Source organism: Devosia ginsengisoli (genome assembly GCF_007859655.1).
GTDB classification, from domain to species: Bacteria; Pseudomonadota; Alphaproteobacteria; order Rhizobiales; family Devosiaceae; genus Devosia; species Devosia ginsengisoli.
The window spans coordinates 3,786,251-3,812,840 of record NZ_CP042304.1 but is presented as its reverse complement, the minus strand read 5'-3'; the positions used below and the strand labels follow the sequence as shown (position 1 = coordinate 3,812,840).

Here is a 26,590-nt window from a genome sequence, read left to right as displayed (position 1 = left end):
GCTCGATGCACGCTCGCCAGCGACATGCACGCCGGACGCCTGCAACCATGTCTCTAGACTGAGACCACCTCCGCCACGAGGCAGGCTGCATCGCGTCGCTACGCGACGCCGTTGCCTTCGTGGCTGTCAGTACGCCTGTCACCGGAGGAAAACGAAATCACCGCGACCAGCGGCTCGTCGCTTGTGCAGCGGGCCCAGTGGCGGACGCCGCGCGGAATGCGGATGACGCTGCCGGGCGAAAGCTCACAAGTCTCTTCTCCCAGAAGGTGCTCGCAACGCCCCGAAACGACGTAGAGCAACTCCTCGCAATTGGGATGCGAATGGAGGGGATTGCGTTTGTCAGGGTAGATCGTCACGACGCCAAGCGTCTGCTCGGCCCCCGGCATCGCATCCGCCGAAACCAGCCAGGTCAAATTCCCCCAATCCTCGCCAAAGGACAGGGTATCGCCCAAAGCCGCAACGAAATCGCGTAGTCCGGCCACGTTATGGTTCATGGCGCTTCCTTTCCTTGAAGAGGGCGACGCATGACGGCATCGCCGCATTCCAGATGCCAATATTGTATACAAATAGCAATATCAGAATATTGACAACCAGAAAAAATACCGTTTGGATGACATGCATTCAGAATGTCAGCCTTGGAAAGTCGATGGACACGACGACGCTTACCCTGCGGGACCACACCTATCGCAGCCTCCTGGCCCTCATCCTGTCGGGGGAGCTACCGCCCGGGTCGCCCCTGGACGAACGGGCGCTGACCGACCGGCTCGGCGTCAGCCGCACGCCATTTCGCGAGGCCATTGCCGTGCTGGCGCGGGAAGGGCTCGTCGATGTCCGTCCCTATCGCGGGTTCAGCGTGCATCTGCCCTCGCCCAAGGAAATCGATGACCTCTATCAGTTGCGGCGCGTCCTCGAAGGCTTTGCCATGCGGCTGGCGGTGGAGAATATTTCCAACGCCGACATTGCGCGGCTGGAGCAGGTGCTCGATGCCGGGATCGCCGCGCTCGAAGCCAATGATCTCGACGCTTATGGCGTTCACGACACCGAGTTCCATGCGACCTTTGCGCGACTCTCCAAGAACGAGCCGTTGATCGAAACCCTCGAGCGCCTGGCCCTGCGCATCCAGATGGGGCGCGCCACGGCGAACAGGAACGTCCATTTCGCGAAGGCCGCGGCGAGCGAGCGCGACGCCATTCTTGGCGCACTGCGGGCGCGTGACGCCGATCGCGCCGCGGCGTTGATGGACGCTCATATCGCCCACGTGCAGCGCGCCGTGTCCGAGCAGATGGCTCCCAGCGCCGGCAATGATGGGCATCGGCCGGCCCGCCCGGGCAAGGGAGGCACACGGTAGATGGCGAGCAAACTGGCGATCCTCAATTCCATGGCCAGCCCCGATTTCGATCACGCGCTGGATCTGCATCGTCAGTGGGGGCTGGAGTGGCTCGATCTCAAGGATTCGATCTACGGGCACACGGTCGAAACGCTCGACGAGGTCGCGGCGCGTCGGGCCAAGGACGCCATCGATGCAGCGGGGCTAAAGGTCTTTTGCCTCTCGACGAGCCTGATGCATGATGATCTCGTCAAGGGCGAAGAGCATTTCCGCACCCATCACATCGACCGCATCGCCGGCCTCGCCACGACCGTAAGCATCCTGCGCCCCAAATACATCAGGCTCCTCGCTGGCCGGCTTTCGGATCGGCCCCAGACGCCTGGCGCGTTCGATACCGTCATGCGCGACCACCCCTGGGTGATACAAGCCTATCGGGAGGCGATCGATCGCGCTGCCGATCTCGGCTCCGCCGTCACCATCGAGAATGAAGCGCGCGACTGCATGCTGGTCACCGCCGATGACATGGTGGCATTCTTTGACGCGCTCGACCGGCGCCAGTCCGTGGGTTTGACCTGGGACATCCAGAATCAATGGACCTGCGGCACCTTTCCGAGCCTGGCCGACTACGAAACCCTCAAACCGCTGCTCCAGTATGTCCACGCCAAGGGTGGACAATACGAAGATCCGGTCACCCGTGCCCTTGCCTGGAAATCGCGGCTCGAAGATGCGAGCTGGCCCGTGGTCGATATCATTCAGCGCGTGGTCGATGACGGGGTTTCTCCAGTCATCTGCATCAATCCGCCCAAGGGCAAGCTCAAGTCCGAATACGGATACGGATACGACTATGGCGAGGTGACGCAGCTCGACATCGCGTTTCTGCGCCGCGCAGTCAGGGGAATTGTCTGATGCAATATCAAATCGAGGCACAAAAGCCGGTCAGGATCGGGGTGGTCGGGGTGGGATCCCACTGTTACCGCAACATACTCCCCACCCTGACCTATCTGCCCGTCCAACTCGTCGCGGTCGCCGATGTCGACCTGGAGCGCGCGACCGCCGTGGGACGGCAGTACAATGCCAAGGCCTATGCCAGTGCCGCCGAGATGTATGCGGCCGAAGAGCTCGACGCCGTGCTGTTGTGCGTATCGGCCAAGCTCCATCCGCAACTGACGATCCAGGCCTTCGAAGCCGGACTTCACGTCTGGATGGAGAAGCCGGCGGCGATGCGGGCTTCGGAGGTCGAAGCCATGCTCGCGGCGCGCGGCGACCGGTTCTGCGTCGTGAGCTACAAAAAGGCCTTTATGCCCGCAACGCGCAAGGCGATCGAGCTGCTGGCCCTCGAAGGCAATGCACCGATCCGCAGCCTCCTCGGGGTCTATCCCCTGTCGCTTCCCGAAGATGGACCGGCCGTGCTGGCGGAAGGGCGCAAGAGTGCCTGGCTTTCCAATGGCTGCCACCCGCTGGCGCTGATGATGGAACTGGGCGGCGCCGTTGAGGCAGTAACCACCCATCGCAGCAAGCATGATGGGGGCGCCTGCATCCTTCACTATGCGAGCGGGGCGATCGGCAATCTCCATCTGTCGAAGGGCGTGCCCAATACCCAGCCCTGCGAGCGCTATCTGATTGCGGCGGGCAGTCGCAGCATCGAAATCGAGAATTCGCGGCGGGTCATCTATCAGCGCGGCATCGATTTTTCCTATACGCACGGCACCTCGTTTGCCCAAGGCAATTGCGACACCGGCGCTATCGTTTGGGAGGCCCAGGACGGTCTCAACTCGCCCGAAACGATGTCGGCGGTCACCCAGGGGATCCATGGCGCGCTCGACCATTTCATAGCCGCAGTGGCCGAAGGGACACGCCCGACCATTTGCGACCTCGACTTCACGCTCGCGCTCACGCGCGTCTGGGAAGCCGTCCTGCTCTCGCAGGGCAAGACGGTCGCCGTGACGTCGGGCTGAGCACGGCCGGGGAAGGGAGAAACCGCATGTCCAGCATCTATGTCATCGGTACCCTCGACACCAAGAGTGACGAACTGACCTATGCCTGCGAGCGCATCCGGGCCGCAGACACGGGCGTGGTGCTGGTCGATGTCGGAACCCGCACCGCCTCGGCCGGCGCGGACGTGGCGGCCGCCGAGGTGGCGGCGCATCATCCCGATGGCGCCGACGCCGTGCTCAAGGCGGGCGACCGTGGCGCGGCGGTGGCGGCCATGGGTACCGCCCTGGCGCGGTTCCTTTCCGGGCGCGCCGACATTGCAGGCGTTCTCGGCCTGGGTGGCACCGGCAATACGGCGCTGGTGACGCAGGGTATGCGCGCGCTCCCCGTCGGCATGCCCAAGGTCATGGTTTCGACCGTGGCCTCGGGAAACACCGCGCCCTATGTGGGGCCAAACGACATCACCATGATGTATTCGGTGGTCGACGTCGCCGGGCTCAACCCCATTTCACGGCGCATCATCGAAAATGCCGCCCATGCGGTCACCGGCATGGTGGCCCACCACCAGCCCGATGCGACCTCGACCCGACCCGCCGTGGGCCTGACGATGTTCGGCGTGACGACCGATTGCGTCAATCAGGTGCGCAAGGCGCTTGAGGCCAGTTGCGACACCTATGTCTTCCACGCCACCGGCGTGGGCGGGCAGACCATGGAAAAGCTGCTCGAATCCGGTCTTATCGGGAGCATCGTCGACACTACCACGACCGAAGTCGCCGACCTGCTGGTGGGTGGCGTGTTCGCCGCGACCGAAGACCGCTTCGGCGCGATGATCCGCGGGGGCCGGCCATATGTGGGCTCCGTTGGCGCAGTGGACATGGTCAATTTCGGCGCGCCCGAGACAGTGCCGTCCGCGTTCAGGAGCCGCAATCTTTTCGCCCACAATCCCCAGGTGACGCTGATGCGCACGACGCCTGACGAGAATAGCCGGATCGGGCAATTCATCGTCGAGCGGCTCAATCAGATGCAGGGACCGGTGCGGTTCCTGCTCCCCTTGGGCGGGGTCTCGGCGATCGATGCGCCAGGCCAGCCCTTCCACGATCCCGATGCCGATGCGGCGCTGTTCGATGCCATCCGGCACGGCTGGCAGAACGCGCCCAACCGGCAGTTGATCGAATGCAACGCCCATATCAACGACCCCGCCTTTGCGGATGCGCTCGTTGCCAACCACTCAGAGATCACGGTGAGAGCATGACCCATTTCGCACGCCAGGACATTCTCGACCGTCTGCGCGCCCGGATCGATCGTGGCGAGCCGATCATCGGCGGCGGTGCCGGTACCGGGCTCTCGGCCAAGGCCGAAGAGGCGGGTGGCATCGACCTTATCGTCATTTACAATTCCGGGCGTTATCGCATGGCCGGGCGCGGTTCGCTGGCAGGGCTGCTGGCCTATGGCAACGCCAACGACATCGTCGTCGAGATGGCGCGCGAGGTGCTGCCGGTGGTCAAGCACACGCCGGTTATCGCCGGCGTCAACGGCACGGATCCCTTCATGCTGCCCGATCAGTTTCTGGCGGACCTCAAGCGGCTGGGCTTTGCCGGCATCCAGAACTTCCCCACCGTGGGCCTGATCGACGGCGTGTTTCGCCAGAATCTCGAAGAATCGGGCATGAGCTTTGCCATGGAAGTCGACATCATCGCCCGTGCGCACCGCATGGACATGCTGACGACGCCCTACGTCTTCAGCGAGGCGGACGCCGTGGCGATGGCCGAGGCCGGCGCCGACATCATCGTCTGTCATCTCGGGCTTACGACCGGCGGCACCATCGGGGCGGTGACATCCCGCTCGCTTGATGACTGCGCGGACCTCATCGATCGCTGGTCGGCAGCGGCGCGGAACGTGCGGGAGGACATCATCATTCTCTGTCATGGCGGTCCGATCGCCATGCCCGAAGATGCGGCGCGGGTTCTGGCGCAAACCAGCTTCTGTCACGGCTTTTACGGGGCCAGTTCCATGGAGCGCCTGCCGACCGAGATCGCCATTCGCGATCAGATCGTCTCGTTCCGGTCCATCGGCACTGCCGGTCAGAGCAGGCCTGGGGAGGAGTTTGGCTCATGAGTCCGGACGAAAAACAGATCGCGCTCAGCGTATCCGGAAATGGGAACGTTCCCAATGCGTCGGAGCGCGCGAAGGCCCGCGCCTTCAAGTTCCGCATGTGGTGGCCGTATTACCTGATGCTGGCGCCCGGCATCGTCTACTTCCTCGTCTTCCACTATTTCCCGATCTATCAGGCCAAGCTCGCCTTTCAGGACTTCCGCATTTTCGGGGACAATGTCTGGGTCGGGCTCAAGTATTTTGAGGCCCTGCTGGGTTCGCCTGCTTTCTATCAGGTGCTGCTCAACACGCTGATCATCTCGACCATGAAGATGGTCTTCTTCTTTCCCGTCCCTATCCTGCTGGCGCTGCTGGTCAACGAAGTGCGCGGTTCCTCGCTGCGGCGTTTCATCCAGTCGGCGATCTATCTGCCGCACTTTCTGTCCTGGGTGGTGGTCGCCGGCATTTTCATCGCCGCGCTCTCGCCGTCATCGGGCGTGTTCAACGAAATGCGCGGCTGGCTGGGCCTGGCACCGCACGGTTTCATGACCGATTCCGGCGCCATCCGCTGGGTGGTGGTGTTCTCGTCGATCTGGCAGGCCTCGGGGTGGGATTCCCTGCTCTATTTCGCCGCCATCATGGCCATCGATCCCCAGCTTTACGATGCGGCCGAAATGGATGGCGCCAATCGCTGGCAGAAAATCATCCACGTTACCCTGCCGGGCATCGCGCCGACGATTGCGACGCTGTTCATCCTCAATGTCGGGCTGTTTCTCAATGCCGGCTTTGACCAGGTGTTCAACCTCGCCAACGACGCCGTCCGTGACCAGATCGATATCATCGACACCTATGTCTACCGCATCGGGCTTCAGTCCGGCCAGTTCTCCCTGGCCACGGCCGCCGGCCTGTTCAAGGGCGCAATCGGCATGCTCATGATCGTTGCCGCCCACACCATCGCCAAACGGCTGACCGGCAAGGGAGTGTGGTAACATGGCCAGGTCCAGACAGTCGCGCTTCGAGCGCGTCGAACAGGTCATCATCGTCTCGACCCTGTTGCTCATGGCGGTCACGACGATCCAGCCCATCCTCAACCTGGTGGCGATTTCGTTCTCCGAGCCTGGTCAGGTGCCGGGAATGAGCGGGTTGGCCGTGCTTCCCAACGGGTTTTCGCTCGACGTCTGGGCCCTGCTGCTCAACCATCCGGGCGTGCAGCGCGGCATCCTGAACTCGCTCTTCATCACCATCAGCGGCACTGTGCTCAACATCACCTTCACCACGCTGATGGCCTGGGCGCTCTCGCGCCCGAGCCTGCCGGGCCGGCGCGTGCTCTTCGTCTTTGTCCTCATCACCATCGTCTTCGAGCCCGGCCTCATCCCGGACTATTTCGTGGTGCGCGACCTGGGGCTGCTCAACACCTACTGGTCGGTCATCCTCTACAAGATGGTCAACGCCTGGTACCTCATCATTCTGGTGCGCTTTTTCGAGGATGTACCCAAGGAACTGCTCGAAGCGGCCGAACTCGACGGCGCCAATCCCTTCCAGACGCTCTGGAAAGTGGTCCTGCCGCTCACGCGGCCGGCGCTCGCCACCATCACGCTGTTCTATCTCGTCTATCACTGGAATGAGTTCCTGCGGCCGATGATCTACCTCACCGACAAGAGCATGCACCCGCTTCAGGTCGTGCTGCGTCAGTTCGTGGTCGAGGGCGACAAGCTCTCGATGGTGGGGATCGATGCCATGTCGAACTACGAGCAGGCCGGCCAGATCAGCATCCGCGCACTCAATGCGGGGATGATCGTCCTCACCATCCTGCCGATCCTGGCGGTCTATCCGCTGATCCTGAAATTTTTCACCAAGGGCACAATGAGCGGCGCCCTCAAGGGATAACCGAGCAAAAAGCTCACCCGAAAACGCTCACACCAAGGAGGAGAAACGAATGTCGTTCAAACATCTTCTGGCCGCGGGAACCGCGCTCGCCGCCATAACCGGACTCGGCGGGGCCGCCCTGGCCCAGGACGAGCCGGTCACCATCACCATCATCAATCACGAGAGCCCCCGGATCGAGGAACAGCTGGCGCGCATCGAAGCGGCGATGGCCGAAAAGGGCATCAATATCGATATCAACCAGATCGGCCTGCCGAATGCGGGTTATCCCGACGCCCTGAGCCTGCGACTGCTATCGGGCGAAGTCCCTGACATCATCTACTTCCAGGGCGGCGATGCCGAGTTTGCCGCCCAGGGCATTCTCGAGGATCTGCGTCCCTGGATCGCACAATCCACCTATCTCAAGGATGCGCTGTGGCCGCACAACGAGGTGCGTCTCGAAAACTATCCCTACCTGCTCTACGTCTTCCCGGCGCGCACCAAATCCCCGGTCATCCGCAAGGACTGGCTTGAACAAACCGGCCTTGCCGCACCGACCAGCCTCGATGAATGGACCGAATTCCTGCGCGTGCTGTCGGACTCCGACTATGACGGCAACGGCACCCAGGACACCTACGGGATCATTGCGCCAGACAACACGGCCGAACTCGACGCAATCTTCAACCAGTCGTTCGGCATCAGCTCGACCTGGCTTGCCGACGGCAATGGCGAGTGGATTCATTCGCGCGTTTCCGACGGCGAGCGGGAAAAGCTCGAATATTACCGGATGCTCTATGCCGACGGCATTCTCGATCGCGAGTTCATCACCTCGAACTGGGAAATCAAGGAAGACAAGTTCTATACCGGACGTGTCGCCATCGTGGCCGGCACGGCGGGGAGCGTGGTCGATACCTACCGCACCAAGATGCAGCAGGTTCATCCCGATTCCGAATTGGCCCTGCTCGAGCCGCCCGACGGTCTGGAAGCCGTCAACATCGCAAAGGAAGAGCGCGGCTTTGCCATCCACGCCATGTCGGACAACAAGGAAGCGGCCTTTGCTTTCCTCGATTTCATGGCCAGCCCCGAAGGCCTGATGATCGACAGCATGGGCTATGAAGGCGAACACTACACACGCGATGGCGATACCTATGAAGTGCTCCCGGAAATGGGTCTCTGGTATCCGCGCTACTGGACGGTCAATCCCGAATACTGGACGCCGCCGGTAGACCTGCTCTCGTCCGTTGCCCAGGCCTCGCTCGAACAGGGCGCGCGCTATTTCACCCCGGACAACGCATTCGTCTGGCCCGGTGAGCTGGCTGCCAATGTCGACGCGGCCGAGCAATACTATCGCTCCAGCGTCTACCGGTTCGTGTCGGGTGAGTGGTCGATGGACCAGTGGGATGCCTATGTCCAGGGCTGGTACGACAATGGCGGCCAGGCCATGACCGACTATGCAAGGACGGTTCTTGATGACTGAACGGCAAAACGCGGGCCCGACCTTTGACGGTCGGGTTCGCGGGCTGCTCCATGGCGTCGCTTTCGGCGACGCCATCGGGGCGCCCGTTGAAAAGCTCACCCCGGCGGAAATCCGCGACATGTATGGCTGGGTCGGCTCGCTCGACAACGCCTGGCACCGCACGAGCCGCAACCCTGCCGGTGGCAACGGGCGGGTCCGCGGCAACGGCATTGTCACCGACGATACGCTGATGACCCTGGCGCTGATGAGTGTCTACAACGAGGTGCGTCGACATCTCGACGCCTGGGACATGGCCGACGGCATGGTGCGCCAGATTGCCTGGGTGCGCCGCTACGTCCCCGAACTGCAGCGGGAAGCGCCGCTGATCGAGCGCCTGTTCTACCCCGAAAAATGGATCTTCCAGCGGCACCAGCTCGCGGCCTGCGATCCCCGCCAGGGCGGGATCGGCAACATGGTCAATTGCGGCGCCGCGATGTACATCGCGCCGGTGGGCGTGGTGAACGCATGTGACCCGCAGGCGGCCTATGATGAAGCCATCGCCTTCGCCTCCGGCCACCAGCAGAGCTATGGGCTCGAAGCTGCCGGCGTTCTGGCGGGGGCCGTTGCCGCGGCATTTATTCCCGGAACGAGTATCGATGCCGTGGCCGAAAAGGCCTATCACCTGGCCAAGGACGGCACCCGCGCCGCGATCGGCGAGATCGCCGAGGCCGCCACCGCCCTGCGCGACAAAGGCGCCGAGCATGACGAGGTCGTTGCGACTTTCCACGCGCGCATCAGGCCTTTTTCGCCGCTTGGCGACGATCTGGATCACACCGCCCAAAAGGTCGGAAGGGTCACGGCCAACTACCAGCCGTCACGTTTCTTCTCGATCGAGGAACTGCCGCTCGCCATGGGCTTTGCCATCGTGGCCGGCGGCGATTTCCGACGCGCGGTCGAGGCGGGTGTCAATTCGGGCCGCGACGCGGATTCGATCGGGGTGATGGCCGGGGCCATTCTCGGCGCCATGCATGGCGAGGCGGTGATCGACCCGCTGGAGGCCGCGCAGATCGACAAGATCAACCGTCTCGATCTCGCCGGGGAGGCCGAGACCTTCAGCCGGACCGCCCGGACGATCTTTGAAGAGGCCGAAGCCCGCAATCTCACCATCACCAGGGAGCGCGCCGCGCTTTCGAATTGCAATGCGACGGAGGACGGCCATGTCTGAAATCGAACTCAAGCATGTCGGCAAGAGCTATGGCAACGTCAGCGTCCTCGACGACATTTCGCTCGAAATGGGCGATGGCGAGTTTGTGGTGCTGGTCGGCCCGTCCGGATGCGGCAAGTCCACTTTGTTGCGTATGATCGCTGGCCTCGAGGATATCACCTCGGGCGAGATCACCATCGGCGGCAAGGTCATCAACCACATGCCGGCCAAGGAACGCGACCTGGCGATGGTGTTCCAGTCCTATGCGCTCTATCCGCATATGAAGGTCGCCGACAATATGAGCTTCGCGCTCAAGCTCGCCGGCACGCCAAGAGCCGAGATCAAAGCCCGCGTCGATGAAGCCGCCGCAATTCTCGGGCTCGCGCATCTGCTCGACCGGTTGCCGCGCGAGCTGTCGGGCGGCCAGCGCCAGCGCGTCGCCATGGGCCGGGCCATCGTGCGCAATCCCCGGGCGTTTCTGTTCGATGAGCCGCTGTCCAATCTCGATGCCAAGCTGCGCGTCAAGATGCGGGCCGAGATCAAGAAACTCCACCAGCGGCTGGGCAAGACCACCGTCTATGTCACCCACGACCAGACCGAGGCCATGACCATGGCCGACAAGATCGTGGTGCTCAACGGCGGCCGAATCGAGCAGGCCGGCGCCCCGCTGGAGCTTTACGACAACCCGGCCAATCTGTTTGTCGCCAGCTTCATCGGCTCGCCGGAGATCAATCTCTATGAGGCGCGCTATGCCGGTGGCACCGATGTCGCGCTCGAGACTGGCGCCAGACTGCCGCTCGGCGCCCCTCTCGATGTCCCTGCAGGCACAGAAATCGTCTATGGCCTGCGCCCGCAGCATATCGCCCTGACCGATGATGGCGTTCCCGCCGCCGTCGTCGTGGTCGAGCCCACCGGCGACGCCCAGGAAGTTCTGGCGCGCATCGCTGGCGAAGACATTTCCATCGTCGTGCGCGATCACGCCCCGCTCAGTCTCGGCCAGACGATCCACCTTGCTATCGATCCGGCGCGTGTCCTGATCTTCGACAGAGCCACCGGCCTGCGTCTGCGCTAAGCCAGGACTGGCTTTTGGCTCAGCGCACTAGTCGACCAATCGGTAGCCGACACCTGCCTCGTTGAGCAGATGCCGCGGGGCCTTGGGGTCGGTCTCCAGCTTGGCGCGGAGCTGGGCGATGACGACGCGCAGATATTGCACGTCATCCCGATGAGCCGGTCCCCAGACCTGCATCAAGGCGTGATGGTGGGTAACGACCTTGTTGGCATTGGCTGCCAATAGCACAAAGAGGTCGAACTCCTTGGGCGTCAGGTGGACCTCGGCGCCATCGACGAGCACGTGCCGATGGTCGAGGTCGAGCAGGATATTGCCGAAGCGCCGCTCGGATGGTCCTGACTCGGCCGGCTCTGCCTGTCGCAGCGCCACGCGGATGCGCGCCAGGAGCTCACCAATGCCGAAGGGCTTTTCGACATAGTCATTGGCGCCAAGGTCGAGGGCGGCGATCTTCTCGACCTCCTGGTCCCGCGCCGACAGCACGATGATCGGCACGGCAGAAAAGGCGCGCACGGTTTCGATGACGTCCTTGCCGTCGCCATCGGGCAAGCCGAGATCGAGCACGATTAGCGCCGGGGCACGGGTTGCGGCGAGGCGCCTGGCCTCGGCGGCCGTCGCCGCGGTTTCGACCTCGAAGCCGGCGGCGCTCAGCGCAGGCCTGAGGAAGCGCTGGATCTGCGGCTCGTCATCGACAACCAGAATGCGCTGTTGCATCAGATACCCGTCCTGGCCAATGGCAGGTGCAGCGTGAAGCGGGTGCCGCGCTTGCGCGTGGCCGGGCTGCTGGCCGTGATGGTGCCGCCCATTGCCGTCATCAGTCCGCGTGCAATGGACAGGCCCAGCCCTGTCCCTGCAGGGCGCCCATCGCCCTTGGCGCGACGATAGAACTTGTCGAAGATTTTTTCGAGGTCCGCCTCGGGAATGCCCTTGCCCTGGTCGGTCACCGAGATCATCGCCGCGCCGCTTTCCGCCCTGGCGAAAATGGCCACCGGTTGTTCGGCGCCACCATATTTGTGTGCATTGTCGAGCAGGTTGAACAACACCTGTTCGAGCAGGGTAGCGTCACCCATGGCTGGCGGCAGGTCGGCGGCGAGACTGAGCTCGACCGTCAGGTCTGGGTGAAGCCGCCTGGCGCGCGCCACGCTGGTATCGATCAGCTGTGCGAGATCGATCGGCTCCCGTCGCGCCTTGGTCATGCCGGCCTCGATACGGGTCATGTCGAAGAGATTGGCGACGAAGCGATTGAGGCGGCCGGACTCTTCCTCAATGGAGAGGAGGAGATCGTCGCGCGTCTCGCCGGGAAGCTTTTCGCCCAATTGGCGGAGGGTTGTCACTGCCCCCGTGATCGAGGCCAGCGGCGTGCGCAGGTCATGCGACAGAGATGACAGAAGAGCCGCCTGCAGTTTCTCGCCCTCGCGCGCCACCGAGGCGCGGGCGCTCTCGCGGTTGAGGCGGGCGCGATCCATGGCAATGGCGGCCTGCGCCAGCAGCGCCTGCCAGGTGCGCTCATCCTCGGCGCCGAGGGGTTCGTCGCGCGGGCCCATGGCAAGACCGGCCACGCCCAGCATGCGCTGGGCCGAGATGATGGGCCAGAACAGGTAGCGCACCTGTGGCAGCGTGCCCGTCAGGAAACCGGCAGGCTCCTTCTTGTCCTGCGCCCAGCGCGCCGCGGTGAGTGCAGCGGCGTCGAGCGGCTGATCGGGTGGCCAGGCGGCAGCGGGCGACAGCTCGCCGCTCCCGTCCGGCACCAGCACGATGGCCGGGCGTCCCAGGCTTGCATGAAGGTGGCTGGCAATGGCGTCGAGCACGGCCTCTTCACCGAAGGCGCCGGACAGTTTGCGGGAAAAATCGAGCAGCGCCTGGCTTTGCCGCGCCTGATGGCGTGCCAGTTCCACCTGTTCACGCAGTCGCGCGGCCAACTGCCCGGCGGCCAGGGCCACGGCGATGAAGATCAGCAGCGACAGCACTTCCTGCGGCTGGGCCACGGTCAGTTCGCCAGTCGGCTCGATGAAGAAGTAATTGTAGGCAGCAAAGGACAGGATCGCCGCCAGCAAAGCCGAACCGCGCCCGGCGATCACGGCCGAGAGCAGGACCGCAGCCAGATAGAACATGCTGAGGTTCTGCAGCGCGATCAGCGCATTGATGCCGAGGCCAAGAAGCGTCGTTGCGCCGACGGCAATGACTGGCAGCCCCGCCGCCAGCGCCCATTGGGGCAGCGACAGGTGCCGTCGTGGACGGCGGATCGTGGCGCCGGAGGCCTGGACGGGCACCACATGCACGCCGATATCGCCCGCTTGCCGCAGGATGGCATCGGGTAGCGAGCGCCGAAACCAGCGCCGGCCGGCGGGCCGACCGATGACGATCTGGGTGATGTGCTCGCGCCGCGCAAGACGCAGGATCGTCTCGACAAAATCGCCGGCTGTCTCGCGCCGCGTCTCCGCTCCCAACCGCTCTGCCAGCCGCAGGGTTTCTTCCAGGCGCTCGGCGCTGGTGGCATCAAGCAGGGGCGCGCCGGGCCGGCTGACCGAGAAGACCAGCCAGCGCGCATTGAGGCCCGAGGCGAGCCGGCTGGCGATGCGGACGACCTTTTCCGACATCTCGTCGGGACCCACGCAGACCAGCAGCCGCTCGCCGGTGGCCCATGGCCCTTCCACCGCGCTCTGGCGCAGGAAATCGACCATCTGATCATCGACCCGGTCGGCGGCGCGGCGCAGGGCCAGCTCGCGCAGGGCGGTGAGCGTGGCAGGCTTGAAGAAGCCATCCAGTGCCCGGGTGGCATTGTCGGGCAGATAGACCTTGCCGGCATGGAGCCGCTCGATCAGCTCGGCTGGCGGCAGATCGACCAGGATGACCTCATCGGCACCCTTGAGCACCGTATCGGGCACCGTCTCGCGCACCGGCACGCCGGCAATGCGGGCAACAAGGTCGCTGAGGCTTTCGAGGTGCTGGACATTGAGCGCGGTCCACACTTCGATGCCGGCAGCGATGAGCTCGGCAATATCCTGATGCCGCTTGGGGTGGCGGGCGCCGACAGCGTTGCTGTGGGCCAGTTCGTCCACAACCAGCAAAGCCGGCTTGCGGGCCAAAGCCGCATCGAGGTCGAATTCCCCATAGACGCCTCTATCGCCCTGCCGGGGCAGGGTTTCGATGCCCTCGGCCAGTCTTGCCGTTTCGCTGCGGCCATGGGTTTCGACAAGGCCAATGACGACATCGATACCCTCAGCCTTGCGGCCGCGCGCGCGCTCGAGCATGGCATAGGTCTTGCCGACGCCGGGAGCCGCGCCGAGGAACACGGTCAGCTTGCCGCGGCTTTCGCGCGCGGCAAGCTGGAGCATGGCCTTTGGGTCCGGCCTTGGTGCATCGGTGGGGCGGGGCATGTCAGTTCCCGAGGGGGGCGGCCTCGTCCAGCGCCAGGTTGAGACGCAGCACGTTGACGCGCGGTTCGCCCAATATACCAAGCAGCGGCTGTTCCGTCATATCGGCAAGCATGGCCTCGATCGCGGCAGGATCAACGCCGCGCGCCTCGGCCACGCGGCCGACCTGCAATGCCGCATATTGCGGGCTGATATGCGGATCAAGGCCGGAGCCCGACGTGGTGACGGCGTCGGCCGGCACCGGCCCGCCACCCAGGGCATCGACGCTGGCTGCCACGCGATCGACCAGCGCCTTGCCGGTGGGACCGATATTGGAGCCGCCCGATGCGCCGGCATTGTAGGGCTCGCCTCCTGTCGCCGAGGGACGCGGCCGGAAGTAGCCGGGCTGGACGAAATTCTGCCCGATGAGATCGGAGCCGATCGTGACGCCATCCATGACGACGCGGCTGCCATTGGCCTGGGCCGGAAAGGCCGCCTGCGCCATGCCGGCAATGGCCATCGGGTAGAGCAGACCGGTGACCGCCGACAGCAGGACGGTAAGCACGATGGCCGGACGAAGCTGATTGAACATGACGGGTAATCCTAGATAAGGCCTGACGCGGTGACGGCCATGTCCACCAGCTTGATGCCGATAAAGGGCGCGACCAGCCCGCCAAGGCCATAGATGAGCAGGTTGCGGCTGAGCAAAGCGGCGGCGCCGACCGGGCGATACCTGACGCCGCGCAGCGCGAGCGGGATCAGCGCCACGATGATCAGCGCGTTGAAGATGACCGCCGAGAGGATCGCCGATTCCGGCGAGCTCAGCCCCATGACGTTGAGGGCACCGAGCTGGGGATAGGTCGCCAGGAACAAGGCCGGGATAATGGCGAAATATTTGGCCACGTCATTGGCGATCGAGAAGGTGGTGAGCGCACCGCGTGTCATCAGGATCTGCTTGCCGATCTCGACGATCTCGATGAGCTTTGTCGGGCTGGAATCGAGATCGACCATATTGCCGGCCTCGCGCGCCGCCTGGGTGCCTGACTGCATGGCGACACCGACATCGGCCTGGGCAAGGGCGGGCGCGTCATTGGTGCCGTCGCCGCACATGGCAATGAGGCGGCCACCGGTCTGTTCCTTCCTGATGAAGTCGAGTTTCTGCTCGGGCGTGGCCTCGGCCAGGAAATCATCGACCCCGGCCTCCGAGGCAATGGCCGCAGCGGTGACGGGATTATCGCCGGTGACCATGACGGTGCGGATGCCCATGGCGCGCAAGGCCGCGAAACGCTCCTTGATGCCGGGCTTGACCACATCCTTGAGATGCACGACGCCGAGAAGGCGATCGGCCTCAGCCACGGCCAGCGGTGTCCCGCCCGAGCGTGCAATGGCCTCCACCGCCCTGTTGAAATCGCCACCGGCCTGCGCCTTGTCGAGTCCGACAAAGCGCAGCACGGCATCGACCGCGCCCTTGCGAATGCGGCGCCCCTCGATGTCGATGCCCGAAAGGCGGGTCTGGGCCGAGAAGGCAATAAATGTCGTCGCATTGTCGATGATGCGCGGTTCGGCGAGACCGAAATCGGATTTGGCCAGGGCCACGATGGAGCGGCCCTCGGCGGTTTCGTCGGCAAGGGACGCCACCAGCACGGCCTCGGCCAGCTCTCTTTCGCTGACCCCGGCCACCGGCAGGAATTCGGACGCCATGCGGTTGCCGAAGGTGATGGTGCCGGTCTTGTCGAGCAGCAACGTGTCGACATCGCCTGCCGCTTCCACGGCACGACCGGAGGTGGCGATGACGTTGAAGCGGATCAGTCGATCCATGCCGGCAATGCCTATGGCCGAAAGCAGGCCGCCGATTGTCGTCGGGATCAGCGTCACCAGCAGAGCCGCCAGCACCGCCACGGAGAGGTCGGTGCCCGAATAGGCGGCCAGCCCATAGAGCGACACCACGGCGATCAGGAATACCAGCGTCAGTCCGCTCAGCAGGATCGACAGGGCGATCTCATTTGGCGTCTTCTGCCGCCTGGCGCCTTCGATCAGCGCAATCATGCGGTCGACGAAACTCTCGCCCGGCTTGGTGGTGATGCGCACCTTGAGCCAGTCGGAAATCACCTGCGTGCCGCCGGTCACGGCAGAGCGGTCGCCACCGGCCTCGCGGATGACAGGCGCGGATTCCCCGGTAATGGCGCTTTCATTGACCGAGGCGACGCCCTCGATGACGTCGCCATCGCCGGGAATAAGGTCGTTGACCTCGACCAGCACGATGTCGCCGATCTTGAGGCCGGTCGCCGGAATGACCTCGCAGCCGCGATTGTCCCGCTGGTCGGGAAACAGAAGTTTCTTGGCGATGAGGTCAGACTTGCCGCGCCGCAGACTGTCGGCCTGTGCCTTGCCGCGCCCTTCGGCGACGGCCTCGGCGAAAGTGGCGAACAGCACGGTAAACCACAGCCAGAGTGCGATCTGGCCGGTAAAGGCCGGGGCATCCCCAGCACCCATTGCGTCCTGCACGAAGAGAACGGTGACCAGCACGGCGATGATTTCGGTGACGAAGATCACCGGGTTGCGGATCAGCTGGCGTGGATCGAGCTTGATGACGGCGTCGCGCAGGGCCGGCCCGAAAATAGCCGGATCGAGCATGGAGACAGGTTTTGTGGACATTGAGGTATTTCCTAGAAGCTCTGGCCGGCGAGCATGGCGAAGTGCTCGACGATGGGTCCGAGAGCCAGGGCCGGGAAGAATTGCAACCCGCCCAGGATGATGATGATGCCGATGAGGAGGCCGACGAAGAGCGGCCGATCGGTGGGGAAAGTGCCCGATGACGGCGCGGCGCGGGGCTTGCTCGCCAGCGACCCGGCAATGGCCAGCACCGGCACGATCGAGGCGAAGCGCCCCAGCAGCATGGCGATACCTAGCGTCGTATTGTACCAGGGCGTATTGGCGGAGAGCCCACCAAAGGCCGAGCCGTTATTCGCCGCAGCAGACGTGTAGGCGTAGAGGATTTCGCTGAGGCCATGCGGGCCGGGCGTGAGGATCGAGCTGGTGCCAAATTCGGCCACGGCCGAAATGGCGGTAAAGCCCAGGATCAGCAGCGGCGGGAGGAGCACCGCCAGCATGGCGAACTTTATCTCGCGTGCCTCGATTTTCTTGCCCAGCAATTCGGGCGTACGGCCCACCATGAGGCCTGCCACGAAGACCGCGAGGATGGCGAAGACGACCATGCCATAGAGGCCCGAGCCGACGCCGCCGGGCAGCACTTCGCCCAACTGCATCAGAAACATCGTCACCAAGCCACCCAGCGGGGTCAGCGAGCCATGCATGGTATTGACGCCGCCATTGGAAAGTCCGGTGGTAGCCGTCGCATAGAGGGCGCTCATGGCCTGGCCGAAGCGGACTTCCTTGCCTTCCATATTGCCCAGCGTCGGATCGACACCGACAGCTGTCAGCAGGGGACTACCCGCGGTTTCGGCCCAATAGACAGTGCCTGTGCCGATCACCAGCAGGACGGCGGTGACCGCCAACAGCGCCCAACCCTGCCGTCGACTGCCCACCATCTGGCCGAAGGCGTAGAACAAGGCGGCCGATACGGCCAGCATGGCGACGATATTGAGGTAGTTCGAGAAAGCCGTGGGGTTCTCGAACGGGTGCGCGGCGTTAACGTTGAAGAACCCGCCGCCATTGGTACCAAGCTGCTTGATGGCTTCCTGGCTGGCGACAGGGCCAGTTGCGATGGTCTGGTGGGCGCCTTCCAGTGTCGTGGCGACGAAGCTGGCGTCGAAATTTTGTGGCAGGCCCATGGCAACGAAGGCCATGGCAACGATTATGGCCAGCGGCAGCAGCACGTAGAGCGTGGCCCGGGTCAGGTCGACCCAGAAATTGCCCAGTTCGCCGACGCCCTGGCGCATGAAGGCGCGGGTGAGCGCCATGGCCACCGCGATGCCGGTGGCGCCCGAAACGAAGTTCTGCACCGTCAGTCCCAGCATCTGGCTGAGATGGCTCATAGTGGTCTCGCCGCCATAGCTCTGCCAGTTGGTATTGGTGACGAAGCTCGCAGCAGTATTGAACGCGAGGTCGGGCGGAAGCCCGGCGAAGCCCTGCGGATTGAGCGGCAGCAGGTGTTGCAGGCGCAGCAAGGCATAGAGCACGAGGAAGCCGACAAGGCTGAACAGCAGCACGCCAAAGGCGTAGCTCAGCCAGTTCTGTTCCTTGTCTGGCCGCACGCCCGACAAGGCATAAAAGCCGCGCTCGATGGGGCCGAGCACAGGCGAGAGGAGGTTGCGTTCGCCGGAAAACACGCGGGCCATGTAGAGGCCGAGCGGCTTTGCCAGCGCAAAGACGCCGATCAGCACCAGGCCGATCTGCAGCCAGCCGGAAAGGGACATGATGGCTCCGAGAGGTCAGAAGTGCTCAGGCGCCAGCAGCGTCACCGCGAGGTAGACAGCCAGCACAATGGCGACGAGGAGGGAAATGATGAGCATGTTGCCGCTCACAGCCGGTTGAGCCCGGCGGCATAGGCCGCCAGGGCGAGCAGGGTACCGGCGCCCAGAATGATGAATGCAAAGTCGAGCATGACAAGCCTCGTGAAATGAGGCTCATGCAATGGACCTGCCCGCCGTCAGATTGCCATACGGAAAGCTGCGGGCTGGCATAAGGATTTCATAAAGGCCGACACGGCTGCGGCCAAAGGCCGGATCCGGTCAACGCTCGACTGATGCTCCGTTATCAGGCTGACAGATGCGACCCTCGAATTGACGCTTGGTCCGCTGCAGATGGATGTCGGCCTTGGGAACCGGCCGCGTATGCCTGAACGACTGAAATGAGGACGCTTTGCGACCAACTGCATAGCAAGCCGAATACCGTGAAATTTGATGGCTTGAAAATTGGCGCACCCGACAAGATTCGAACTTGTGGCCTCTGCCTTCGGAGAATGGATAGTGGCTTTCGCCGAACCTATCCGTTTCTATCCGATTGCGCGCTATGCCACTGAAATCACAAAACAAATTTGAATTGGATCAGCGCCAACGGTACGACGGAGCGGCTCATACCCCTCCCCCTGGTGCTTACGCATTGCTTACGCATTGCTTACGCGGGGATTCTGTCAAGGAAAGGTCCCCGAATGACAAAGCTGACCAAACGAACCGTCGATGCTACCGAAATCAAGTCCTCGGACTATGTCCTATGGGACGATGACCTTCCAGGGTTTGGACTGCGCGTCTTCAAATCGGGAAAGCGAAGCTATGTGGTGCAGTATCGCACTGCCGGTCGCTCGCGTCGCTTCACGATCGGCCTGCACGGAGTTTGGACTCCTGAAGAGGCGAGGCGCGAAGCCAAAGTCCTGCTCGGCCAGGTCGCACGAGGAGGCAACCCGGCCGAGGAGCGCAAGCTCGATCGCGAGGCCATCACCGTCAAGGAACTCTGCAACCGATACCTTGAAGACCTCAGGAATGGTCTTGTGTTCGGGAAGCGAGGGCGGCCGAAGAAGCAAACGACAATCTCCACCGATGTGGGCCGCATAGAGCGGCACATCGTTCCCCTGCTCGGCAATCGACGGGTGCGGGATTTGGCCAAGTCCGACATCACCCAAGCCATGAAGGACATCATGGCGGGAAAGACACGCGCGAACGTCAAGACCGACAAGCTGCGCGGGCGCGCCATCGTTCGTGGCGGCCCCGGCACTGCGGCCCGGACGATCGGCCTCTTCGGCGGCATTCTTACCTACGCGGTCGAACTCGGCATCATCGATCAGAATCCCGTGCACGGCGTCCGCAAGCCGAAGGACCAGGTTAACGCTCGCCGTCTTAGCGAGCAGGAGTATCGCACGCTCGGCGATATCCTGCGGAAGGCCATTGTGGATCGGCAATACGAAACCACTGCAGAGATCATCCGGGTGATCGCGTTAACCGGGTGCCGGCGCAGCGAGGTCATTGGTCTGCAGTGTGGTGAAGTCGATACAGAAGGCAGTTGCCTGCGCCTGACCGACAGCAAGGAGGGCGCCTCGGTGCGTCCAATCGGTCTGCCTGTGCTGGAGTATCTCGAGAGCCGCCGCCACGAAGAGCAAGATGCCGAGGACTATGTCTTTCCCGGCTGGGAGGATGACACGCCATTCGGTGCCTTCCCTAGACAATGGACCAAGCTGTTCAAAGATACCGATCTGGCCAACATCACGCCCCATGTTTTGCGGCACAGCTTCGCGAGTATCGGGAATGACCTCGGTTTCACCGAGGCAACCATCGCTGCCCTGGTTGGCCATTCTCGAGGGACGATAACCGGCCGCTACATCCACACCGTGGATACCGCACTTGTTATGGCGGCCGACAGTATCGCCGGCTACATCCAGGGCCTGTTGGACGGCGTCGCGTTCCCCCACACCGCCTATGCGCTTGATCGGGCTTCAAGGAAATCGGCGCTTGCTCACTTCCTTGGAAAGCCGAAACCAAAAGGAAGGAGTGCTGAGCGATCTGCAGCTTAATCAAACGTCCGCTTCGCGCCCCATTTCAGCCGTCCGGACCGGGCTTGTGATTTCCCAAAAGCCGACATTCGCCGACCCATCCACCTCGGTGAAAGGTGGCGTTCAGCGGATCGTATCCGTCCATGGCGGCATTGCTCCATCAGCAAGGCGTAGAGCTGCTTGGACGCTCGTGGAAACGCCGGCCGATACGCTGCAAAAGGTGTGCAGTGACCAGTTGCACCCACCGCCCCAAGTCGATCGCTCAGGGGCTCCGGCGCGTTCTGCGACGTCTTGTTGGGCTTGCGGCAATCTGCTTCCGGGACAAATCTAGCGGCCGCGTCTCAGCGGCTGTCTTCGGCGATGCTCCCATCGACCATGTAGATCTGACGGCGGCAGCGGGCAGCGATCTTTTCGTCATGGGTGGAGATCAGGAAGCCTGTACCGTCGGACGTGTTGATATCGGTCAGCAACTGCATGACCCGGTCGGCGCTTTCCCGGTCGAGGTTCCCAGTCGGCTCGTCGGCGAGCACCAGTTCGGGCGCATTCATCAGGGAGCGGGCGACGGCGACTCGCTGTTTCTGCCCACCAGAAAGCTGGCTGGCAAGATAGTCACGCCGATCCGACAACCCGACGCGATCAAGCAGTTCTCTTCCTCGCGCCCGGTCTTCCCGCCGCTCCCGCCCATAGCGCGCGGCGGCCGGAAACATCACGTTTTCAAGCGCGGTGAAATCTGGCAGTAGCAGGTGCGCCTGGAACACGAAGCCGATATGATCTGCGCGAGCGCTCCGGATCGCAAGGGTATTGATACAGCCCACAACCGTAAGAGCAGGTCCGCCTTTAGCCCCTCGGTGGTCTGAGCAGCGACTGCACGGTGTAGACCAGAATCGCCATGCCGATCGCTCCGGCCGCAGCAACGCCGAGCAGCACAATCAGGTCGATCGGGCCGCCCAGGTCTGACGGACTTGAGCTGGTAATGGCCATGAGGAAGGCAACCGCCGCGACGGCGCCCACAGGCATGGACAGTTGCGCGAGGAGGAACTTCCTCCAACTTACCGCGCGGTCCCGGACCAGGACGGCGATATAGGCCACGGTCACCAGCACTGCCGCCGCGACCAGTCCCCAGAACAGTGGCGCCCCGAACATCTCCTGGAGGACGGCGAACATGGTTTCAAGCGTAAGTTCCTGCATGTCGCCCTCCTCTAGGCGTGACCGGTCAACATGGCGTTGTAGGTTGCCTTGAGCGCCACTTCCTTCATCAACCAGCTGATCCAGAGCTCCTCGAGAGGGGCAATGATGCCGGGGAAGGATGGAACAAGGTTATTCTTGTAGTCAAACTCGATCAGCATGGCCCGGCCGACCCGGGTAATCAGCGGACAGGAGGTATAGCCATCGTAGATGGCCGTACCCTCCCTGCCCTCGATGGCGGCGACGAGGTGGTCCTCGACCACCGGCACCTGCCATTTGACGCTGGCCGCCGTCTTGCCCTTGGGCACGCCGGCAACGTCGCCAAGGGCGAAGATTTCGGGATAGCGGAGGTGTCGCAGCGTCTGCTGGTCTGCTTCCACCCAGCCCTGGTCGGTCCACTTGTCGGCCCAGGACAGCCCGGACTGGCGCACGAAATCGGGCGCACGCTGGGGCGGTATGACATGGAGATAGTCGTATCCCATTTCCTGGGTGCCATCCTTGGTCTGGAATGTGGCGATGCGGCGGGACGGATCGACGGCCGTCAGCACATGCGAATAGGCGGCCTCGATGTCGCGTTGGCCAAAGAGCATGCGCACCTTTTCCGAGACGATGGGCACGCCGAACAAGGTTTCATTCTGCGCCGCGTAGATGAATTTCGCCTTGCCCAGATTGCCCGCGCGTTCGGTCAGGTCATTGACGAGGAATGCGTGCTTGAGCGGCGCTCCTGCGCACTTCATTTCGGTTGCGGGGCGGGTAAAGATGGCCGTGCCACCCTCTTGGGTAAACCGCTGCGCAGCCTGCCAGGTCCGGGCCGCATATTCGGGCCCTGCATAAAGGGCGCCGATACCGTCCTTGCCCACCATATCGAGCGAGAAGCCCTCGATGGCACCATGGTCGAGCACCAACCCGGGCGCGACGACGAGGTAGTCATAGCCGATAGTCTGTCCGCCCTCTGTCGAAACAGTCTTGCTGACCGGGTCAACCGCCATCACCGATTCAGCGATCAGCGTGGCTTCCCGGGGCAGCCAGTCCGTGGTCTGTGAGACAACATAGCCGGGAGACTTGAGACCGGCCGCCACCAGGGTCAGGCCGGGCTGATAGAGGTGCTCCCGACGCGGGTCGATGATGGTGATGCTGGCGCCATCGAGGCGCCTGGCCAGGCGGTTGGCAAGCGCGGTGCCCGCGGCACCCGCGCCGATGATGACGATACGGGCATTGGTGCTGGTGCTTGGCTGTGCCTGGGCCACCCCGAGCGACAGGGCGCTCCCCGCCCCTGCAAGCGCGCCCAACTGCAAGAAATGTCTACGGTCCATGACGTATCTTTCCCTCAACAATGCCCGCACTATCTGCGGTTCCAGGGGTCGCAGCGGCGTGCCGCTACGACCCGGATTGCGATGCCCTACTGGGTCTTGGTCAGACGCAGGTACGGACGAAGCTCGTTCCAGCCCTGTGGGTAGAGCGACTTTGCGTCGGCATTGGAAATCGAGGGCGGGATGATCGCGTCCTTGCCGGGCTGCCAGTCGGCCGGCATGGAGAGCCGCTTGCCGTCGCTGGTCTGCAGCGCCGTGATGGCCCGCAGGATTTCATCGAAATTGCGCCCGACGCTCATCGGGTAGGTCATGGTCAGGCGGACCTTCTTCTTCGGATCGATGATGAACACCGTGCGCACGGCTGCGGTCTCGCTCTCGGCCGGATGGATCATGCCGTAGAGCTTGGCGACCCGCAGGTCGGGATCGGCAATGATTGGGAAGCCCACATTTGTGGACTGGGTATCGTTGATGTCCCCGATCCACTTGAGATGTTCCTCGACCGTATCGGTGGACAGCCCGATGGGCTTGGTATCGAGCGCCGCGAAACGGTCGGCAAGCTGGGCCGTGCGGCCCATCTCGGTCGTGCAGACTGGCGTAAAGTCGGCCGGGTGGCTGAAAAAGAAGGCCCAGCTGTCACCGATCCAGTCGTGGAAGCTGATGGGACCCTTGGTGGTCTCGGCCTGGAAGTCAGGTGCGGTTTCACCGATCAGAACGCTCATTGCACTATCCTCTGCTGTTGTTGAAAAAGGTGGTCACGGGCTGGGCCGGCTGGCCCATGCCAGGATGTCGGCGCTCGACATCGCACCGGAGACGCGAGCAACTTCCTTGCCGCCGCGAAACAGGATCATGGTGGGAATGCCGCGGATGCCGAGCCGCCCCGCCAGTTCCTGATTCTCATCCGAGTTCAGTTTGACGAAGCGCATGTCCGGTTCTCCTCGGCGCGCCGCTTCCTCGTATTGTGGCGCCATCGCCCGGCAGGGACCGCACCAGGGCGCCCAGATGTCGACCACGACCGGAATGTCGGAGCGGGCGATCTGCTTTTCGAGCATGCTGGTGGACAGGTCAGCAGGCTGCCCATCAAAGAGCGGCACGCCGCATTTGCCGCAGCGACCTGCGGCGGCATCATTGTCCCTGGATATGCGGTTGGTGGCGCCGCATTGTGTACATACGACATGGACCACGGCAGTCTCCCGAAGTTGAGCTATTGTTGCACGGCCTGGATATGGACTTTTTGATCTGGATCATGCCCTGCCGCCGATCGTGCCGACCGGATTGCCTCGATCGCCTGGTGCTGGCTGAGATGGGTGCTGCCGGACAGGTTGCGCAGAAAATCGGTCTCCCCCAGCCTGTCCATCACCGGCCCCTTGACCTCGGACAGGTGCAGCCGGATTCCCAGGTCCTTGAGGCGATGCTCCACCGCCTCAAGGCTCTCAAGCGCCGACATGTCGATGAAGTTCACCGCCGAGCACATCAGCACCACGTCCTTGAGGTCGGGGTTTTCAGCCGCAAGGTTGGTGACGAGGTCTTCGAGGTACCGCGCATTGGCGAAATAGAGGCTCTCGTCGATGCGAATGGACAGGATGCCGGGAACGGTCTCGACCTGGTGCCGCTTCACGTTGCGGAAATGCTCCGTGCCCGGCACCTGGCCGACGACGGCGGCGTGCGGCTTGGATGAGCGATAAAGAAAGATCAGGATGGAGGCGCCGACACCCAACGCGATGCCGACCTCGACGCCAAGCAGCAGCGTACCCGCCAGGGTTATCGCCACGGCGGCAAAGTCCGCCTTGGAATAGTTCCAGGCCCGCTTGAGCACAGAGAAATCGACAAGCGTGAGAACGGCGAGGACGATGGTGGCGGCCAGCGTAGCCTTGGGCAGGACAGCAAGGAACGGCGTCAGCAACAGGGTGGCAATGGCGATGCCGATGGCCGTGAAGGCGCCGGCAGCCGGGGTGGCTGCGCCGGCGTCGAAATTGACGACCGAGCGGGCAAAGCCGCCGGTGACTGGATATCCGCCACCCAGGCCGGCGGCGATATTGGAAGCGCCCAGGCCGATCAGTTCCTGATTGGGGGAAATGCGCTCGCGGCGCTTGGCAGCTAGCGTCTGGGCTACGGAAATGGATTCGACAAAGCCCACGACGGAGATGATCAGAGCTGGCACCAGCAATTGCTGGATCGTGTCGAGACTGAAGCTGGGCAACGACAGCAGGGGCAGGCCCTGCGGCACATCACCGACCAGGGCGACGCCCTTGCTGCCAAGATCGAGCAGCACGGCCAGCGCCATGGTCAGGAAGACGACGAGCACCGGGCCGGCGCGGACGATAACCGTGGCAATGCTGGCCGGAACGCCGAAACGGGCCAGCCAGTTCTTGAGATCGAGCCGGATCCACAGCAGCAGGCCGAGCGCCAGCGCCCCGATGGCGACGGTATAGACGTTGATGGTGCCGATATTGTCGATGATCGACGACAGCAACCCCGGCAAGGCATGGCCTTCGGTGCTGATACCGAGCAGCCCGCCGACCTGGCTGGTGGCGATGATGATCCCCGACGCCGTGATGAAGCCGGAGATGACCGGATGGGAGAGGAAATTGGCGATGAAGCCGAGGCGAAGCACGCCCATCAAGGTGAGCATGGCACCCGAGAGCAGCGCGAGGATGATGGCCGCGCTGGCATAGTCGGCGGTGCCCTCCGCCGCCATGCGGCCGACCGCCGTCGCAGTCATCAGGGACACCACGGCGACCGGCCCCACCGCCAGCGCCGAGGAAGTGCCGAAGATGGCATAGGCGATCAGTGGCAGGATGGACGCATAGAGACCTACTTCCGGCGGCAATCCAGCGAGCAAGGCATAAGCCAGTGACTGCGGGATCAGCATGATCGTGACAATCAGCGCCGCCACCAGGTCGCTGGTGAAGGTCTGGCGGTTATAGCGGCTGCCCCAGTCGAGGATGGGGAAATAGGTCTTGAAGTTCATCGGTGTTCCAGGAGGGCCGGATGCCCAGGTCAGCGAGAGAGCGTGGCGTAAAGGCTGCCGGCGCGGGCACCGGAGCGGCAATAGCCGAGCATGGGCTTGGGCATCGTCTCCCAGGCCTGACGGAAGCGGATGATCTGGCCCTCGCCCAGCATGCCCGACACCGGGATATGGACGATCTGGAGCCCCTCGGCTTCGGCGGCACGCGCCACCTCTTCGAAGCTCGGCTGGCCGGACTCTTCATTGTCGGGCCGGGCACAGAGGATCGACTTGTAGCCGGCCGCGGAAAAGGCCTTGATCTGCTCGGGGGTGATCTGGCCGGTCACGGCGAAATCGTCGCTTAGCTTGCGGGGGTTCATTCCACTGACTTTTGGCTTGAGAAAAGAAAACATGGTG

General features: G+C 63.4%; 25 protein-coding genes. 11 read left to right on the top strand and 14 right to left on the bottom strand.

The window, feature by feature from the left end; translation table 11 throughout:
• Positions 1-98 precede the first annotated feature (98 nt).
• Positions 99-494 (bottom strand): cupin domain-containing protein, encoded by a 396-nt coding sequence (locus FPZ08_RS18670; RefSeq protein WP_146291753.1) that lies wholly within the window; start codon positions 492-494, stop codon positions 99-101.
• A 152-nt stretch (positions 495-646) separates the two neighbouring features.
• On the opposite strand from FPZ08_RS18670, the gene FPZ08_RS18665 reads away from it, so the two are divergent.
• Genes FPZ08_RS18665 through FPZ08_RS18620 form a run of 10 tightly spaced genes read left to right on the top strand, consistent with a single transcriptional unit; the run spans position 647 to position 10,945 of the window.
• Complete coding sequence (locus FPZ08_RS18665; protein WP_146291751.1) at positions 647-1,348, top strand: GntR family transcriptional regulator; 702 nt, start codon at positions 647-649, stop codon at positions 1,346-1,348.
• Positions 1,349-2,233: a sugar phosphate isomerase/epimerase family protein gene (locus FPZ08_RS18660; protein ID WP_146291749.1), complete on the top strand. Its 885-nt coding sequence runs from the start codon at positions 1,349-1,351 to the stop codon at positions 2,231-2,233.
• Positions 2,233-3,282, top strand: coding sequence for a Gfo/Idh/MocA family oxidoreductase (locus FPZ08_RS18655; RefSeq protein WP_146291747.1), 1,050 nt, complete (start codon positions 2,233-2,235; stop codon positions 3,280-3,282). The genes FPZ08_RS18660 and FPZ08_RS18655 overlap by 1 nt, the downstream gene beginning before the upstream one ends.
• A 26-nt stretch (positions 3,283-3,308) precedes the next feature.
• Entirely contained in the window at positions 3,309-4,511 is a 1,203-nt protein-coding gene (locus tag FPZ08_RS18650) for a Tm-1-like ATP-binding domain-containing protein (RefSeq protein ID WP_146291745.1), read from the top strand.
• Positions 4,508-5,374, top strand: coding sequence for a phosphoenolpyruvate hydrolase family protein (locus FPZ08_RS18645; RefSeq protein WP_146291743.1), 867 nt, complete (start codon positions 4,508-4,510; stop codon positions 5,372-5,374). Before FPZ08_RS18650 ends, FPZ08_RS18645 begins: the two co-directional genes overlap by 4 nt.
• Positions 5,371-6,339, top strand: a complete 969-nt coding sequence (locus FPZ08_RS18640) for an ABC transporter permease (RefSeq protein WP_146291741.1) — start codon at positions 5,371-5,373, stop codon at positions 6,337-6,339. The genes FPZ08_RS18645 and FPZ08_RS18640 overlap by 4 nt, the downstream gene beginning before the upstream one ends.
• Before the next feature lies 1 nt (position 6,340).
• Positions 6,341-7,237, top strand: a complete 897-nt coding sequence (locus FPZ08_RS18635; protein WP_146291739.1) for a carbohydrate ABC transporter permease — start codon at positions 6,341-6,343, stop codon at positions 7,235-7,237.
• Between the two features lie 49 nt (positions 7,238-7,286).
• On the top strand, positions 7,287-8,690 hold the full coding sequence (locus FPZ08_RS18630) for an extracellular solute-binding protein (protein WP_146291737.1): 1,404 nt from the start codon (positions 7,287-7,289) through the stop codon (positions 8,688-8,690).
• Entirely contained in the window at positions 8,683-9,894 is a 1,212-nt protein-coding gene (locus FPZ08_RS18625) for an ADP-ribosylglycohydrolase family protein (protein ID WP_146291735.1), read from the top strand. Before FPZ08_RS18630 ends, FPZ08_RS18625 begins: the two co-directional genes overlap by 8 nt.
• Positions 9,887-10,945 carry an ABC transporter ATP-binding protein gene (locus tag FPZ08_RS18620; RefSeq protein WP_146291733.1) on the top strand — a complete coding sequence of 353 codons (1,059 nt, stop codon included), beginning with the start codon at positions 9,887-9,889 and terminating at the stop codon, positions 10,943-10,945. Before FPZ08_RS18625 ends, FPZ08_RS18620 begins: the two co-directional genes overlap by 8 nt.
• A 27-nt stretch (positions 10,946-10,972) precedes the next feature.
• Here the strand turns inward: FPZ08_RS18620 and FPZ08_RS18615 are convergent, their stop codons facing one another.
• The 6 genes from FPZ08_RS18615 to FPZ08_RS18590 are packed head-to-tail and all read right to left on the bottom strand — an operon-like array spanning position 10,973 to position 18,776.
• Positions 10,973-11,656, bottom strand: coding sequence for a response regulator (locus FPZ08_RS18615; protein WP_146291731.1), 684 nt, complete (start codon positions 11,654-11,656; stop codon positions 10,973-10,975).
• Positions 11,653-14,274, bottom strand: a complete 2,622-nt coding sequence (locus tag FPZ08_RS18610) for a sensor histidine kinase (protein ID WP_246132711.1) — start codon at positions 14,272-14,274, stop codon at positions 11,653-11,655. Before FPZ08_RS18610 ends, FPZ08_RS18615 begins: the two co-directional genes overlap by 4 nt.
• Positions 14,275-14,317: 43 nt before the next feature.
• Entirely contained in the window at positions 14,318-14,884 is a 567-nt protein-coding gene (gene kdpC, locus FPZ08_RS18605; protein WP_146291727.1) for a potassium-transporting ATPase subunit KdpC, read from the bottom strand.
• 11 nt (positions 14,885-14,895) lie between these two features.
• Positions 14,896-16,947: a potassium-transporting ATPase subunit KdpB gene (gene kdpB, locus FPZ08_RS18600; protein ID WP_146291725.1), complete on the bottom strand. Its 2,052-nt coding sequence runs from the start codon at positions 16,945-16,947 to the stop codon at positions 14,896-14,898.
• 11 nt (positions 16,948-16,958) lie between these two features.
• Complete coding sequence (gene kdpA / locus FPZ08_RS18595; RefSeq protein ID WP_146291723.1) at positions 16,959-18,668, bottom strand: potassium-transporting ATPase subunit KdpA; 1,710 nt, start codon at positions 18,666-18,668, stop codon at positions 16,959-16,961.
• Positions 18,669-18,683: 15 nt separating this feature from the next.
• Complete coding sequence (locus tag FPZ08_RS18590) at positions 18,684-18,776, bottom strand: potassium-transporting ATPase subunit F (RefSeq protein ID WP_146291721.1); 93 nt, start codon at positions 18,774-18,776, stop codon at positions 18,684-18,686.
• A gap of 626 nt (positions 18,777-19,402) precedes the next feature.
• On the opposite strand from FPZ08_RS18590, the gene FPZ08_RS18585 reads away from it, so the two are divergent.
• The gene (locus FPZ08_RS18585; RefSeq protein ID WP_146291719.1) at positions 19,403-20,755 is read left to right on the top strand and encodes a tyrosine-type recombinase/integrase; all 1,353 of its coding nucleotides are present in this window, start codon (positions 19,403-19,405) and stop codon (positions 20,753-20,755) included.
• A gap of 320 nt (positions 20,756-21,075) precedes the next feature.
• Here the strand turns inward: FPZ08_RS18585 and FPZ08_RS18580 are convergent, their stop codons facing one another.
• The 7 genes from FPZ08_RS18580 to FPZ08_RS18550 all read right to left on the bottom strand — a co-directional run bounded on the left by FPZ08_RS18580 (position 21,076) and on the right by FPZ08_RS18550 (position 26,553).
• Positions 21,076-21,492 (bottom strand): ABC transporter ATP-binding protein, encoded by a 417-nt coding sequence (locus FPZ08_RS18580; RefSeq protein WP_246132710.1) that lies wholly within the window; start codon positions 21,490-21,492, stop codon positions 21,076-21,078.
• A gap of 79 nt (positions 21,493-21,571) precedes the next feature.
• Positions 21,572-21,922, bottom strand: a complete 351-nt coding sequence (locus FPZ08_RS18575) for a DUF5368 domain-containing protein (RefSeq protein WP_146291715.1) — start codon at positions 21,920-21,922, stop codon at positions 21,572-21,574.
• An 11-nt stretch (positions 21,923-21,933) separates the two neighbouring features.
• Entirely contained in the window at positions 21,934-23,232 is a 1,299-nt protein-coding gene (locus FPZ08_RS18570; protein WP_146291713.1) for an NAD(P)/FAD-dependent oxidoreductase, read from the bottom strand.
• An 86-nt stretch (positions 23,233-23,318) separates the two neighbouring features.
• A complete protein-coding gene (locus FPZ08_RS18565; protein WP_146291711.1) occupies positions 23,319-23,948 on the bottom strand; it encodes a peroxiredoxin in 630 nt (209 codons plus the stop codon).
• A 33-nt stretch (positions 23,949-23,981) separates the two neighbouring features.
• Positions 23,982-24,410, bottom strand: coding sequence for a thioredoxin TrxC (gene trxC / locus FPZ08_RS18560; RefSeq protein WP_146291709.1), 429 nt, complete (start codon positions 24,408-24,410; stop codon positions 23,982-23,984).
• A 20-nt stretch (positions 24,411-24,430) separates the two neighbouring features.
• The gene (locus tag FPZ08_RS18555) at positions 24,431-26,197 is read right to left on the bottom strand and encodes a SulP family inorganic anion transporter (RefSeq protein WP_146291707.1); all 1,767 of its coding nucleotides are present in this window, start codon (positions 26,195-26,197) and stop codon (positions 24,431-24,433) included.
• Positions 26,198-26,226: 29 nt separating this feature from the next.
• The gene (locus FPZ08_RS18550) at positions 26,227-26,553 is read right to left on the bottom strand and encodes a protein tyrosine phosphatase family protein (RefSeq protein ID WP_146291705.1); all 327 of its coding nucleotides are present in this window, start codon (positions 26,551-26,553) and stop codon (positions 26,227-26,229) included.
• Positions 26,554-26,590 lie beyond the last annotated feature (37 nt).

Excerpts from the sequence above, each read along its gene's own strand:
- FPZ08_RS18635 (WP_146291739.1), top strand. The coding sequence starts at position 6,341 with ATGGCCAGGTCCAGACAGTCGCGCTTCGAGCGCGTCGAACAGGTCATC.
- FPZ08_RS18620 (WP_146291733.1), top strand. The coding sequence starts at position 9,887 with ATGTCTGAAATCGAACTCAAGCATGTCGGCAAGAGCTATGGCAACGTC.
- FPZ08_RS18660 (WP_146291749.1), top strand. The coding sequence starts at position 1,349 with ATGGCGAGCAAACTGGCGATCCTCAATTCCATGGCCAGCCCCGATTTC.
- FPZ08_RS18625 (WP_146291735.1), top strand. The coding sequence starts at position 8,683 with ATGACTGAACGGCAAAACGCGGGCCCGACCTTTGACGGTCGGGTTCGC.
- FPZ08_RS18645 (WP_146291743.1), top strand. The coding sequence starts at position 4,508 with ATGACCCATTTCGCACGCCAGGACATTCTCGACCGTCTGCGCGCCCGG.
- FPZ08_RS18610 (WP_246132711.1), bottom strand. The coding sequence starts at position 14,274 with ATGCTCCAGCTTGCCGCGCGCGAAAGCCGCGGCAAGCTGACCGTGTTC.
- FPZ08_RS18585 (WP_146291719.1), top strand. The coding sequence starts at position 19,403 with ATGACAAAGCTGACCAAACGAACCGTCGATGCTACCGAAATCAAGTCC.
- kdpB (WP_146291725.1), bottom strand. The coding sequence starts at position 16,947 with ATGTCCACAAAACCTGTCTCCATGCTCGATCCGGCTATTTTCGGGCCG.
- FPZ08_RS18575 (WP_146291715.1), bottom strand. The coding sequence starts at position 21,922 with ATGCAGGAACTTACGCTTGAAACCATGTTCGCCGTCCTCCAGGAGATG.
- FPZ08_RS18555 (WP_146291707.1), bottom strand. The coding sequence starts at position 26,197 with ATGAACTTCAAGACCTATTTCCCCATCCTCGACTGGGGCAGCCGCTAT.
- FPZ08_RS18665 (WP_146291751.1), top strand. The coding sequence starts at position 647 with ATGGACACGACGACGCTTACCCTGCGGGACCACACCTATCGCAGCCTC.
- FPZ08_RS18550 (WP_146291705.1), bottom strand. The coding sequence starts at position 26,553 with ATGAACCCCCGCAAGCTAAGCGACGATTTCGCCGTGACCGGCCAGATC.
- FPZ08_RS18655 (WP_146291747.1), top strand. The coding sequence starts at position 2,233 with ATGCAATATCAAATCGAGGCACAAAAGCCGGTCAGGATCGGGGTGGTC.
- FPZ08_RS18570 (WP_146291713.1), bottom strand. The coding sequence starts at position 23,232 with ATGGACCGTAGACATTTCTTGCAGTTGGGCGCGCTTGCAGGGGCGGGG.
- kdpA (WP_146291723.1), bottom strand. The coding sequence starts at position 18,668 with ATGTCCCTTTCCGGCTGGCTGCAGATCGGCCTGGTGCTGATCGGCGTC.
- FPZ08_RS18670 (WP_146291753.1), bottom strand. The coding sequence starts at position 494 with ATGAACCATAACGTGGCCGGACTACGCGATTTCGTTGCGGCTTTGGGC.
- kdpC (WP_146291727.1), bottom strand. The coding sequence starts at position 14,884 with ATGTTCAATCAGCTTCGTCCGGCCATCGTGCTTACCGTCCTGCTGTCG.
- FPZ08_RS18650 (WP_146291745.1), top strand. The coding sequence starts at position 3,309 with ATGTCCAGCATCTATGTCATCGGTACCCTCGACACCAAGAGTGACGAA.
- FPZ08_RS18565 (WP_146291711.1), bottom strand. The coding sequence starts at position 23,948 with ATGAGCGTTCTGATCGGTGAAACCGCACCTGACTTCCAGGCCGAGACC.
- FPZ08_RS18630 (WP_146291737.1), top strand. The coding sequence starts at position 7,287 with ATGTCGTTCAAACATCTTCTGGCCGCGGGAACCGCGCTCGCCGCCATA.
- FPZ08_RS18640 (WP_146291741.1), top strand. The coding sequence starts at position 5,371 with ATGAGTCCGGACGAAAAACAGATCGCGCTCAGCGTATCCGGAAATGGG.